Annotated in this window: 12 protein-coding genes; 7 read left to right on the top strand and 5 right to left on the bottom strand. The window is 40.7% G+C overall.

Annotated features, from left to right (window positions below; genetic code table 11):
• Positions 1–58 precede the first annotated feature (58 nt).
• The 4 genes from ilvC to H5183_RS04340 all read left to right on the top strand — a co-directional run bounded on the left by ilvC (position 59) and on the right by H5183_RS04340 (position 5,820).
• On the top strand, positions 59–1,531 hold the full coding sequence (ilvC, locus tag H5183_RS04355) for a ketol-acid reductoisomerase (RefSeq protein WP_182731024.1): 1,473 nt from the start codon (positions 59–61) through the stop codon (positions 1,529–1,531).
• 193 nt (positions 1,532–1,724) lie between these two features.
• Positions 1,725–3,638 carry a methyl-accepting chemotaxis protein gene (locus tag H5183_RS04350; protein ID WP_182731023.1) on the top strand — a complete coding sequence of 638 codons (1,914 nt, stop codon included), beginning with the start codon at positions 1,725–1,727 and terminating at the stop codon, positions 3,636–3,638.
• 81 nt (positions 3,639–3,719) lie between these two features.
• Entirely contained in the window at positions 3,720–4,913 is a 1,194-nt protein-coding gene (locus H5183_RS04345) for a tetratricopeptide repeat protein (RefSeq protein ID WP_182731022.1), read from the top strand.
• Positions 4,914–4,950: 37 nt separating this feature from the next.
• A complete protein-coding gene (locus tag H5183_RS04340) occupies positions 4,951–5,820 on the top strand; it encodes a M28 family peptidase (protein WP_259397105.1) in 870 nt (289 codons plus the stop codon).
• A 37-nt stretch (positions 5,821–5,857) separates the two neighbouring features.
• Here H5183_RS04340 and H5183_RS04335 read toward each other — a convergent pair whose 3' ends face one another.
• Positions 5,858–6,175, bottom strand: a complete 318-nt coding sequence (locus tag H5183_RS04335; protein WP_145239261.1) for a GIY-YIG nuclease family protein — start codon at positions 6,173–6,175, stop codon at positions 5,858–5,860.
• A gap of 119 nt (positions 6,176–6,294) precedes the next feature.
• Between H5183_RS04335 and H5183_RS04330 the strand changes: the two genes are divergently transcribed.
• Positions 6,295–6,654 (top strand): outer membrane protein assembly factor BamE, encoded by a 360-nt coding sequence (locus tag H5183_RS04330; RefSeq protein WP_145239264.1) that lies wholly within the window; start codon positions 6,295–6,297, stop codon positions 6,652–6,654.
• Between the two features lie 60 nt (positions 6,655–6,714).
• Here H5183_RS04330 and H5183_RS04325 read toward each other — a convergent pair whose 3' ends face one another.
• Positions 6,715–7,044 (bottom strand): RnfH family protein, encoded by a 330-nt coding sequence (locus H5183_RS04325; protein ID WP_145239596.1) that lies wholly within the window; start codon positions 7,042–7,044, stop codon positions 6,715–6,717.
• Positions 7,044–7,481, bottom strand: a complete 438-nt coding sequence (locus H5183_RS04320) for a type II toxin-antitoxin system RatA family toxin (protein WP_145239267.1) — start codon at positions 7,479–7,481, stop codon at positions 7,044–7,046. Before H5183_RS04320 ends, H5183_RS04325 begins: the two co-directional genes overlap by 1 nt.
• A gap of 146 nt (positions 7,482–7,627) precedes the next feature.
• Here H5183_RS04320 and smpB point away from each other — a divergent pair, with 146 nt between their 5' ends.
• Positions 7,628–8,107, top strand: a complete 480-nt coding sequence (gene smpB, locus H5183_RS04315) for an SsrA-binding protein SmpB (RefSeq protein WP_064666579.1) — start codon at positions 7,628–7,630, stop codon at positions 8,105–8,107.
• A 189-nt stretch (positions 8,108–8,296) separates the two neighbouring features.
• Positions 8,297–10,894: a TonB-dependent receptor gene (locus tag H5183_RS04310; protein ID WP_182731021.1), complete on the top strand. Its 2,598-nt coding sequence runs from the start codon at positions 8,297–8,299 to the stop codon at positions 10,892–10,894.
• Between the two features lie 66 nt (positions 10,895–10,960).
• On the opposite strand, the gene H5183_RS04305 is transcribed toward H5183_RS04310, so the two are convergent.
• Both H5183_RS04305 and fadR read right to left on the bottom strand, forming a co-directional pair.
• Complete coding sequence (locus H5183_RS04305; protein WP_145239274.1) at positions 10,961–11,566, bottom strand: peroxiredoxin C; 606 nt, start codon at positions 11,564–11,566, stop codon at positions 10,961–10,963.
• Positions 11,567–11,839: 273 nt separating this feature from the next.
• Complete coding sequence (gene fadR, locus H5183_RS04300; RefSeq protein WP_064666576.1) at positions 11,840–12,553, bottom strand: fatty acid metabolism transcriptional regulator FadR; 714 nt, start codon at positions 12,551–12,553, stop codon at positions 11,840–11,842.
• Positions 12,554–12,684: the final 131 nt, after the last annotated feature.

Below are 12,684 nucleotides of genomic sequence, written 5' to 3'. Positions count from 1 at the left end.
TTAAGCAAAGCAGCAAGCGCTTGCATCTAACAAATACGAAATTTATAGGATACTAACAATGGCGAATTATTTTAATACTCTTCCCTTACGCGAGCAGTTAGCACAACTAGCACAATGTGAATTTATGGATCCGGCTGAATTTGCCGATGGTGTTGAAGCACTTAAAGGCAAAAAACTTGTTATTGTTGGGTGTGGTGCACAAGGTTTAAACCAAGGACTGAACTTACGAGATTCAGGTTTAGATGTTGCCTACACATTGCGTGATTCTGCAATCAGCGAACGTCGTCAATCATTTCTTAATGCGTCAGAAAATGGTTTTACTGTAGGTACTTACGAAGAATTGATCCCTACTGCTGATGTTGTGTTAAACCTAACACCTGATAAACAGCATACTGCGGTTGTAAACGCAATCATGCCGATGATGAAACAAGGCTCTACGCTTGCTTATTCTCATGGCTTCAACATTGTTGAAGAAGGTATGCAAGTACGTGATGATATCACTGTAATCATGGTTGCACCTAAGTGCCCAGGCTCTGAGGTTCGTGAAGAGTATAAACGCGGTTTTGGTGTCCCAACTCTTATTGCTGTTCACCCAGAAAATGATCCTCAGGGACATGGTCTAGCCCAGGCTAAAGCTTATGCAGCGGGTACTGGCGGTCATCGCGCTGGGGTATTAAAGTCTTCATTTATTGCTGAAGTAAAATCAGACCTAATGGGTGAGCAAACAATTCTTTGCGGCATGTTACAGACAGGCTCAATTTTATGTTTTGATAAGATGATCGAAAAAGGTATAGATGCCGGTTACGCATCAAAACTAATTCAATACGGTTGGGAAGTTGTTACTGAAGCACTTAAATACGGCGGCGTTACAAATATGCTTGACCGTTTATCAAACCCAGCGAAAGTAAAAGCGTTTGAATTAAGTGAAGAATTAAAAGTAATCATGCGCCCGCTTTACAATAAACACCAAGACGACATCATCGATGGTACGTTCTCTCGTGTAATGATGGAAGATTGGGCGAATGATGATGCAAACCTTTTGAAATGGCGTGCAGAAACAGCTGAAACAAATTTTGAAAAAACCCCTGCCGGTGATGTTGAAATCACCGAACAAGAGTTTTTTGATAACGGTATCTTGATGGTTGCAATGGTGAAAGCCGGTGTAGAATTAGCGTTTGAGACCATGACTGCAGCAGGTATTATAGCTGAGTCAGCATATTATGAATCGCTACATGAAACGCCATTAATTGCCAATACCATTGCACGTAAAAAATTATTCGAAATGAACCGCACAATCTCTGATACAGCAGAGTATGGTTGTTACTTATACAATCACGCATGTTTGCCACTGTTACAAGACTTTATGCAAAACATCGATACTGATGTGATTGGTAGAGGCTTAGGCGAGCGCTGTAATCATGTTGATAACCAAACACTAATTGCAATCAACAAGTCGTTGCGTGAGCACCCTGTTGAAATCATTGGTACCAAATTGCGTGGCTACATGTCAGCAATGAAGAAAATTGTTTAACCCTGGAAAGTAACAATTTCGCTTGTTAGAAACCAAGCCCACATGCTAAACGCAGTGGGCTTTTTCATTTTATTAATTTGCCTAAAGACGCCTTAGCGTAAATTATAAACTGAGTACTTACTCTATTAGATGATGAACTGTATGAAAAAAACATGCTAAAATACCCTCATAATTTGTAAAGTCAGTACCCACAATGCCGTATAAAAGTCTTAGTATCACACGTAAGATCACTATTTTAGGGATCGCTATTGCCTTGTCAGTCGCCAGCTTAATTGGCATTACGGCGCTGTTATCCGCCAAAACCATTATCGAACAACGGATGATACAATCTGAGTTGCCCAGTAAACTACACGCAATAAATAACTATATAAGCTTAGAGATCAATGAATTACTCAGTGCGGCCGAACAAGTATCAAGTAATCATTTTATACTCGCGTGGGCAAATAGTCGTGATAACAATGATGACGTTTTAATCAAAGAATTAAATCGTCTGGTAAAACAATACGGCTTAGCAACCGCATCATGGGCAAATCGCGATACCGCGCAGTACTGGAATCAAGATGGCTTTTTAAGAGTATTAGATCGGCAGCAAGATGGCTGGTTTTTTGATTTTAAAAACGCCAACCAAGCTTACTCTATTAGCTTATATCAAGAGCCTAATGGCGACACAAAAATGTTTGTTAATCATCAACAGATCAATGGCATCGGCTTAACCGGACTGGCAAAAAGTATTGATGATATGCAGGCACTACTGAATAAATTTACTATCGAGCAGACTGGCTTTGTATTTATTACTGACGATAAAGGCGTAATTAAACTCCATCAAGACGTTAATAAAGTAGAAAAAACAAATCTAGATAGCTTGTATGGTCATCAAGTAAGTGGTCAATTATTAACAAGCAATGAATTTAACTTGCAAGAAGTCGAACTCAATGGCGACACTTTTTTCCTTGCGGCGAGTCCAATTAAAAACACTCAACTCTATGTGGTTGCACAAGTACCAAAAGCAGAAGTGTTTGCCGGGATCACCACTTTACAATGGCAAATTTTAAGTTTTGCTATCGCAATTGCGCTGTTGGCATGTATCGTTAGTTTTTTACTGGCTCGTTCGTTAGCTTCACCGCTATCAAAAATGGCAGAGTTATTTACTCGTTTAGGGTCTGGTGATGCCAATCTAGCTTATCGTTTACCTCACAGTGACCAGCCTGAGCTATTAGCATTAACGAATGGTTTTAACCAATTCATTGATAAAATTGAAACCGCTATTGCGCAAGTCTCCCACGAAAGTTTAGAAATTCGTCAAAGCTCAGATCAGGTATTTACTCAAGCCAAGCGTAACTCACAGGCAATGGACAACCAAAAAGAGCAGACTATCTCTGTTGCAGCAGCAATCAACGAAATGGGCGCGACAGTGCAAGAAATTGCCCACAGCGCCGCAACTGCCGCAAAACTGACCGAAGATAGTAAAGCGAATACATTACAGAGCCACCAGCAAGTAGTGCAAAGCCAACAGAGTATTACCGCATTAGCCAGTGATATTGACACAATTGCGGGACAAGTGACTGAGCTTGCTAATAAAACCCAGACTATTGCCAGTATTGTTGACTCTATTCGTGGTATTTCAGAGCAAACCAATTTATTAGCACTAAATGCAGCAATTGAATCAGCACGTGCTGGTGAACATGGCCGCGGCTTTGCCGTAGTTGCGGATGAAGTACGAGCCTTAGCCAACCGTACGTCACAATCAACGACTGAAATTCAATCAATGATTGAAGAGCTCGCGAAAACAGCTACCAATGTGGTTGAACATATTGCCCAGTCCAAAGATAAAGCTCAGTACAGCGTTGCAACAATGCAAAGCTCTGTGCAGTTGCTTGATGCCATTACCAATACCGCTAATGAAATTAATGATATGGCAACCTTGATTGCAACAGCTACTGAAGAGCAAAGTAGTGTGGTTGCTGACGTCGGCCGTAATATTGAACAAATTAGTGAGATCAGCGATATGGCAATGCGAGAACAAATTGATACCGAGCAGGCGATCAAAGGACTTGCAACCAGCGCACAAACCTTAGCAAGTTTAGTCGCCACCTTTGAAAAGCGCTGACACAGTTTGTAACATTTAACATCTACCTCGACTAAAAAACAGACTAAACTTAATAAGTCAGTAATTAGTTGGGGTATGATTATGACAATACTAACGCGGTTTTGTAAGTTAGCAGTCATTGTGCTGCTTTTTAGTATCTCTGCCTGTACCAGTGTGAGTAATCAAACAATACTCATCCCTCCACCAGTCACTGAAAACCAATCTTTCACGCTTTACCCGGTGGAAAGTAGTGAACAGATTTTTACCTTAAGCGATACAATAACACAACAACTCGATGCAGCCTTCCCAAGTACTAAACACAATTTAAACACAACTCGAAAATTACTAAACTTTTTGTTAGAAAATGGCGATGCATCCTTACTATATCAAGCAGGGGCTACCCTAACCGCCAATCAAGCCTACCGAGATTTAAATGCTAACTGTTTATCATTATCGATTTTGGCCTATAGTATCGCGGAATATTTAGGCATGCAGGGGCAATTTCAAACGGTTCATATTCCTGAGTATTGGGCGCTAAATAAAGGCTATAACTTATTGACTGGGCATATTAATTTGATCGTCACACAGCGTCGTAATAACCACACTAATGTGACTTATGTGTATGACGCAAAAACCTCATTAGTGATTGATTTTGATCCGAACTCGCGAGGTGAGAAATTTCAGACGACCCCCATCAGCAAACAACGAATTACCGCGATGTTTTATAACAATAAAGGGGCAGCGGCAATGCTCAATCAAAATTATGATTTAGCCTATAGCTACTTTTTAGCGGCAACAAAAGCAGATAAATATTACTCTGCTGCATGGGGTAACTTAGCCGTATTACTTCGCCTTGATTCTCAGTATGATAACGCCGAATTAGCCTATAATTATGCTTTGCTGCTTAATAACGACAACAATACAGCACTGGGTAACTTAGCTTTACTGTATCAACTCACCGACCGTCCTGAGCTGGCAGACAAGATTTTATATAAACTTGATTTGAAGCGCCAAAGTAATCCGTATTATCATGTGTCATTAGGAAATAACGCATACCTTGGACAAAACTATCAAGATGCCATCAAGCATTTCAATAAAGCAAAAAGAATTGATGATGATATTCATGATAGCTACTTTGGTCTTGCCCGCACTTATTATCAGTTAGGTGATTTTAAGCAAGCATATCGCCAATTACGTTTGGCTAATAAACATGCCGATTTTGACCATGATAAGCAACGTTATCAAAATAAATTACAGGCACTAAGTGACATGACTGCGCGAGTAATTAATCATTAACTATTTTATTTTGCTATTGAGCCTCAGCTTTTCAACATTGTGCCAAAGTAATAGCAGCGCGCAGCAACAGCTGATCGATGATCTGAGGCATCTAAGCTCTACGGCTCTAAGCGGTAGAAAAACCAATACAGACGGCGCGCATACCAGTGCCCAATACATTAGTATGCGACTGCAAACGCTCGGTTACAATACGCAATTACAGCCGTTTAGTTACAGCCATGGTTGGTCTTCAAAAGCAACGGGGAAAAATGTCGTTGCGACTTTAAAACCACCACACTTAGCCAAGACTCATTTGGTAATTACCGCTCATTATGATCACTTAGGTATGCGTGGTAACACTTTATATGCAGGCGCAAACGATAATGCCAGTGGCGTCAGTGCCTTGTTATTCCTAGCGCAACGCTTCGCACACACAAATCTGCCTTTCCAACTTAGTTTTGTTGCTACTGACGCAGAGGAAAATGGTTTACATGGAGCTGAATATTTTGTTAGTCAATTGCAAATCGACGACAGCGTAACCGTGCTAAATATTAATTTGGATATGTTAGCAGTAAAGCCGCCAAAAAAAATCTTATATGCCTTTGTCTCACATGCACAACGCAGTGCTTTACAAGCACAACTACAGCAGGTGCCTGAGCATAATTTAAAGATAAAAGTAGCTAGTTCATCAACCACAATGAACAGAATGACCCTCGGAGATAGTATTGATTGGCGCCGAGCAAGCGACCATTATGCGTTTGCTAAAGCCGGGATTGCTTATATTTACTTTGGTATGGGTCATGATCCCCACCATCATAAGAGTTCCGACCTACTAAGTAATATTGACCAAGCACTTTATATTGATGCAGTTAATTATATTGCCGCATTTATTAGCCAACTTGATATAAACGATATAAACACTCTTTGAGCTAAATTGTAGATAGTAAATATATTTTAAACTGAATTCAGGTTAGCAAAATCCCAGAGCTAACAAACGCTCGCTTTTGTGCCTTACTTAAGCGTTTAATTTTTATCTCAAGCTTGGTGGCTTCACTGCGAGAACCGACTTCACATTGATATATTAAAGTCAGTGGCCCCTTCCCCTTTAAGTTTTTAGCCCCTTTGCCCGCTTGATGTGCGGCAAATCGTTTTGCCACATCCGTGCTGATCCCAGTGTACCAATGCCCTAAACGTGTTTGTACAATATAAAGTGACCACGTGGAAATCTTAGTTGTCATAGTATTTTCAGTAGTAGTTAAACTTTTAGCGGACTCTGAGGTCAAAATTACGCTCCAAACATCGATAGTAAAAATTAAGTCACAAACAATTACTCAAAAGGGTTTTACCTTAGGTGACTAATCGGTATCATGCAGTTTATAAAAAATAAGGATCCAAACAAACAATGCAGTCGTTAAAAACTTTTTCTCTTTGGTTTATCGTTGCTCTGACCTTAAGTGCAACCGCCGGTTGTTCTAGCTGGGTTTATCGTATCAACATCCCACAAGGTAACTTTTTAGAACAAACCGATGTTGACAAGCTTCGTATCAATATGACCCGTGAGCAAGTTCTTTATGTATTAGGTAAACCTGTTGCAGAAGACGCTTTCGATAAAAACACGTGGCATTACTTATATTCTTTTAACCTTGGCCGTGATAACGAACAACGTAAATCACTGACTATTAATTTTGAAAATGAAAAATTGGTATCGCTCAGTGGTGACTATGAACAACCCGCAGAGTTTAATACACCGCTTGAGCAATAACGCTCCAGTTCAGTAAATTACGAAAAGGTTAGCAACAGCTAACCTTTTTTGTTTGAGCTATTATTTAGCTTTATCAAGCGGTCGCCCACCTGTAATTTTATTAGCACGACCTTCGTCTTTAGCTTTTTCTGCACGTTTTCGTCGTGCGTCTTTAGGATCAGCAATTAAAGGACGGTAAATTTCAATTCTATCGCCATCCTCAAGCACTTGCGTAAGCTTGCAGGTACGGTTCCATATTCCTAAGGTTAATGCTAAGCCATCAATTTCAGGGCACTTAGCGAGGATACCTGATTGCATCACGGCATTTTCTGCCGTTGTACCAACTGGTACTTCAACAAGCAAACACGTTGCCGTGGTAGGTAATGCATACACAACTTCAACTTTTATCATCATCGCAGTCCATATACCTGTTTAGCGCGTTGAGTAAATGCATTCACCATGTTTTTTGCAACATCGTTAAATACGCGCCCAAACGCAAGTTCAATTAATTTACTCGCAAATTCAAACTCAAGCTGTAGCTGAACTTTACATGCATTGTCATCCAACACTTGAAAATGCCAACGCCCTTGCAAGGCTTTAAATGGCCCATCAACTAAGCGCAATGTTACTGTATTGTCATCTAAAAAGGTGTTTTCAGTAGTAAACCATTTTTTTATACCCGCTTTGGAAATTTCCAAACTTGCCGTCATGGTATTACCTTGCTGTGCAATAATTTTTGCATCCGAGCAATGGGGTAAAAATTCAGGATAAGCATCCACATCATTGACTAAATCAAACATTTCTTTGCTGCTATACATTACTAGCGCACTTTTTTCTATTTGTGGCATACTCACTCCCAACTGTGTGGGCGAATTTTAGCAAGCTTTGCGTTTTTCCCCAAACTTTCATGGCGCTTTATTTACAAACACTTTTTTATTAGCAAAAATAAAAAATCGATGTAAAAAGCAGAGCTTTACGTATAATATGGGCCACTATGGCTAAGAAAAATTCATCTAAATCGACAAGTAATACTATCGCGCTAAATAAAAAGGCGCGTCATGAGTATTTTTTACACGACAAGTTTGAGGCTGGTGTTGAACTACAAGGCTGGGAAGTAAAAAGTATCCGAGCTGGTAAAGTAAACATCTCTGAAACATACATTCACCTTAAAAATGGCGAAGCGTTTTTGCTTGGCAGTCAAATACAGCCTCTCAATAGTGCTTCAACCCATGTTATTTGCGATCCATTACGTTATCGCAAGTTATTATTAAGCAGACGCGAGCTAGATCGCTTAGTCGGTGCGACTGAGCGCGATGGCTATTCATTAATTGCCACTGCCATGTATTGGAAAAAATGCTGGGTGAAACTTGAGTTCCACCTCGGTAAGGGTAAAAAAATGCATGACAAACGTGAAGACGGTAAAAACAAAGACTGGTCTCGCGAAAAAGAACGGTTAATGAAGCACAAAGTTTAATCTATCTAAACAACCTCAAAAACGCCTAACCCAGTTAGGCGTTTTTATTTTCAGCCCCTAAATCCCCGCAACTGTATAAATTATAGTACACAATCCAAATAAACAATTTGATAACAAATCACTTACATGATATTGATGTTACTGGTTGATTTAACCAGATAAAATTAACATGACAACGAGGATTTAAGGATGAAGAACAGAATACTCCCATTTAAACCTAAGCTAATCGCTTGTGTAACACTTGCACTTTCAACAGCGGGTTATACTTCTCAATCATTTGCTGCGGACGAAGCAAAAAAAGTTGAACGTATTGAAGTGACTGGTTCTAGAATAAAGCGAACAGATATTGAAGGCCCTTCCCCAGTACAATCAATTAGTCGCGCCGATATCGATAATATGGGCTATGACAATCTACAACAATTACTAGAAAGAATGCCTGCTGCTGGTAATGGTACTTTTTCTACTCGCGGCAACAACCAAGACTCTACGGCCAATGGCTCTGCGGCAGTGTCGCTTCGTGGTCTTGGCGCAGATGCAACGCTTGTGTTAATTAATGGCCGTCGAGTAGCTATAAGCGCATTTGCTGAGAGTATCACTAACTCATTTGTTGATATTAACAGTATTCCGGTCTCTGCTATCGAACGTATTGATATTCTTAAAGATGGTGCCTCTGCAATTTATGGTTCCGATGCCGTTGCAGGTGTGGTGAATATTATTTTGAAAAAAGACATCGATGGTTTAGAAGTTAATTTAGGTTATGGTGGTACTGACGGCCCTAACTATGAAGAAACCTCAGCAAGCATAGTTTGGGGTACCTCAAACGAAAAAAGCAGTGCGTCTGTGATCATCGATTACTTTAAAAACACCTCTTTATCATCAGATGAAATGGGCCGCTTAGGCACTGCTAATCAAACCGCGAATGGTGGTGAAGATTTCCGTTCATCACGCGGATTCCCTGGTTATTTCTATGTTGACGGCGTAAAAACTATCGACCCTGATTGCCCAGCTGAAAGTGCCACATCTAGCGGCAGCTGCTTATTTGATTATGGTCCATTTGGTTATATTGCCCCTGCTTCTGAGCGAGTTGGTGCTATTTCACAATTTGAATACAACTTTGATAACGGCATTACAGCCTTTCTGGAAATGGCCATGCAGCATAATACCTCGATTGCTGCAGGGGCACCGACACCGCTAGACGAAGATGCGGGATTAACAGTTCCAGGCAGTCATCCAAACAATCCTTTTGGTAAAGATATTGAGATTGGTCGCTATCGTACCGTGGATGCAGGTGCCCGTCAGTGGGATATAGAATCAGACACGTTACGCTTTGTTGCCGGTCTTCGTGGTGAAATTAGCGATTGGAGCTGGGAAGCAGCTGTACAAAAAGGTCGAAGTAAATCAATGCAAACCGGTGATCGTACTCAAGGCTGGGTAAGAACTGACTTTTTACAACAAGAAATAAATGCTGGCAACTACAACCCATTTGGCGGCACTTATAATGATCCAGATGTAATAAATCGTATTACCACCAGCTTAGTTCGCCGTGGTGAATCACATATGACCTCATTTGATGCCAACATTACCGGCGAAGCGTTTAGTTTTGGTGACAGTGTCGTGATGATGGCGGCTGGTATTGAGTACCGCGAAGAGGACGTCAGTGATATCCCTGATGATCAATTTCAACGTGGTCTAATTTTTGGTACTGAGTCCGTTTCTGCTGCCGCTGAGCGGGACCAATACGCTGCCTATGTTGAATTCTCAATCCCATTAGCTGATAGCTTAGAATTACAACTTGCAGGTCGTTACGATGATTACAGTGACTTTGGTACCACAACCAATCCTAAAGTAGCGCTGCGCTGGGCACCTACTGATGAAATTACTGTTCGCGGCTCATGGGCACAAGGATTTAGAGCCCCTTCACTAGCACAAATCGGCCTAGGTCCTTCAGAGGAAAGTCAGTTTTTTATTGATAGTTACCGCTGTGCTGCAACGGGAGAAGATTGTGATGTACTCGATTACAACATCCAATTTGCTGGTAATCCTGATTTAAAAGCCGAAGAATCTGAGTCATGGAACGTTGGTTTTATTTGGGCACCTATGGCTGATCTTGGTTTCAGTATTGACGTATGGAGTATCACTCAAGACAATAAGATTGATGAACAAGCCTTTGGTCCTATTTATGATGCTGAATGTAACAACCAGAATAGTACCATCTGCGTTCGCCTGTCGCCACAAGGTGGACAAAGTCTTGGGGTGATCCAAAAAATTCATAGTACCTTTGAGAATGTCTCTTCGCAGGAAGTGTCTGGTGTTGATTTCTCAGCAAATTATAATCACTCCTTGGATGATCTTGGTTTACTTAAGTTCAACTTAGAATGGTCCTATCAAGACAAGTTTGAAAAAGACGGTCGCGATTATACTGGTGAATATGGTTACCCTGAACACCGCTGGATGTTCTCAACTAATTGGGAGCTTGGTGAATTCAATACTAATGTAAATATCAGCTATGTGGGTGAGTTTGAAGATACACCTGATATTGATTTTGATGGCACCCTCGATTTTGATAGCAACACATCAAGAATGGTTGATTCACAAGTCTTAGTTGATTTACAAACGGCTTATCGTATTACCGAATCGACCAAGATCTCGATTGGCGTAAATAACTTATTTGATGAAGAGCCACCATTTGCAATTGGTGATGGTGATGGTGATTTATACGGTTATGCTTCCGCGGTTCACAACCCTCGCGGACGTTATATCTACACCAAAGTGTCATTCGCTTTCTAGCGACTACCCTAAATAAAAAACCCGCCAAGTTGGCGGGTTTTTTATATTCTAAAACAAAGGCCTAAATTATAGGTCGCTTTCGTTTTCAGAAAGGAACTTAGCAACGCCTGCTGGGCTTGCATCCATACCTTTTTTGCCTTCAGTCCACCCAGCTGGACATACTTCACCGTGCTCAGTGTGAAACGCTAGAGCGTCAACCATACGAAGCATTTCGTCGATGTTACGACCTAGTGGTAAGTCATTTACTACTTGATGACGTACATTACCTTCTTCATCAATTAAGAATGAACCACGAAATGCAACGCCGGCTTCTGGATGCTCAACATCGTATGCTTTACAGATTTCGTGCTTAACATCTGCAACTAGTGCGTATTTAACTGCACCGATACCGCCGTCTGCAACAGCAGTGTTACGCCATGCGTTGTGTGAGAATTGTGAATCGATTGAAACACCAATTACTTCTACGCCACGCTTTTGGAATTCTTCATAACGCTTGTCAAAAGCAATTAGTTCAGAAGGACATACGAAAGTAAAATCTAGTGGGTAAAAGAAGATGACTGCTTTTTTACCTTTGATTGTTTCGTGAAGATTGTAGCTATCTACGATCTCGCCGTTACCTAGTACTGCTGCAGCGGTAAAGTCTGGTGCCTGGCGGCCTACTAATACACCCATTTTATTCTCCAAATATTTGAGTTTGCTTTTAATTGCTTACGCAATGCTTGCCTTTAATATGGGATCTAAAAAGTAAATACCAAGGGCTAACATGCATAATTATCAAATTATTTTAGAGACTAAAGACTTAAAAGAACAATCGTATTTTCCGATTCACGTCATCGAAAAATGCGAACGACTGTTTGTCACTCGCTATTTGTCACTAATAACAGCTACAAAAAAAACCTGCAGATGCAGGCTTTTTATCGGTATAACTACATATTAAATGCGGTATTAATCCATGATATTTTCAGGCATATCACCGCGAATTTTTTGCCAAATTTCACCAGTTTGATGACCATATTTTCGCATCATTGAAATTGCGCCGTCATGTTCGCGTTTCTCAGCAAGTATGGTTAAATCTTTATAGAATTGACGTGCTAACTGACGCGTGCCTGGATCTGAAAAGTAATGACAGCCAATCTTAGAGTAAAAACCTTTAAAGCCATTGAGAATAAGCACATAAATACGGTTATTACCTGCAACAGCTAACTCATGGTGTACCTTGTAATCATAATCAGCGAAAGCTTGTGCACTATCTTCAAGCTCATCACTTTGCGAGAGGATTTCTATCACGCGATCAGGTGCTAGCTTAATGGCTGCACGAGTGTAAATAGCGCTAATGTTTGTTCGCGCAGAAAGTAGCTGGTCGGTTAACTCGGGCATTTTATCTTCATCAAGACGCGCTAAGGTCTCTAAAATATTAAGTCCTGAAGTTTCCCAAAAGTTATTTACTCGTGTCGGTTTACCGTGCTGGATTGTTAACCAACCATCGCGCGCTAAACGCTGTAATACTTCACGTAAGGTTGTACGAGTGACACCGATTAATTCTGATAACTCTCGCTCAGCCGGAAGAATAGAACCTGGAGGAAAATCACCATTCCAGATTGACTCAACAATGTACTCTTCGGCAAACCCTGCTGGGCTTTTCGCTTTAAAAATTCTCATTCAATTCCCACTTGAGTTACCACATAATATTACTTTTAACGATTAACTGACTGATTGTACCAGATGAAGCCAAACTAACAAGTAAAGTCACCCCATTAATTCACCTTCGATAGCAGGTTAAAGCCTCTATC

The sequence above is a fragment of the Pseudoalteromonas sp. SR44-8 genome, from assembly GCF_014163635.1.
Lineage (GTDB): Bacteria > Pseudomonadota > Gammaproteobacteria > Enterobacterales > Alteromonadaceae > Pseudoalteromonas > Pseudoalteromonas rhizosphaerae.
Note: the sequence above shows the minus strand (reverse complement) of the source record. Positions and strands in the feature narration are given on the sequence as shown.

Excerpts from the sequence above, each read along its gene's own strand:
- H5183_RS04330 (WP_145239264.1), top strand. The coding sequence starts at position 6,295 with ATGCAGTCGTTAAAAACTTTTTCTCTTTGGTTTATCGTTGCTCTGACC.
- H5183_RS04325 (WP_145239596.1), bottom strand. The coding sequence starts at position 7,044 with ATGATAAAAGTTGAAGTTGTGTATGCATTACCTACCACGGCAACGTGT.
- H5183_RS04350 (WP_182731023.1), top strand. The coding sequence starts at position 1,725 with ATGCCGTATAAAAGTCTTAGTATCACACGTAAGATCACTATTTTAGGG.
- smpB (WP_064666579.1), top strand. The coding sequence starts at position 7,628 with ATGGCTAAGAAAAATTCATCTAAATCGACAAGTAATACTATCGCGCTA.
- H5183_RS04310 (WP_182731021.1), top strand. The coding sequence starts at position 8,297 with ATGAAGAACAGAATACTCCCATTTAAACCTAAGCTAATCGCTTGTGTA.
- ilvC (WP_182731024.1), top strand. The coding sequence starts at position 59 with ATGGCGAATTATTTTAATACTCTTCCCTTACGCGAGCAGTTAGCACAA.
- H5183_RS04345 (WP_182731022.1), top strand. The coding sequence starts at position 3,720 with ATGACAATACTAACGCGGTTTTGTAAGTTAGCAGTCATTGTGCTGCTT.
- H5183_RS04305 (WP_145239274.1), bottom strand. The coding sequence starts at position 11,566 with ATGGGTGTATTAGTAGGCCGCCAGGCACCAGACTTTACCGCTGCAGCA.
- fadR (WP_064666576.1), bottom strand. The coding sequence starts at position 12,553 with ATGAGAATTTTTAAAGCGAAAAGCCCAGCAGGGTTTGCCGAAGAGTAC.
- H5183_RS04320 (WP_145239267.1), bottom strand. The coding sequence starts at position 7,481 with ATGCCACAAATAGAAAAAAGTGCGCTAGTAATGTATAGCAGCAAAGAA.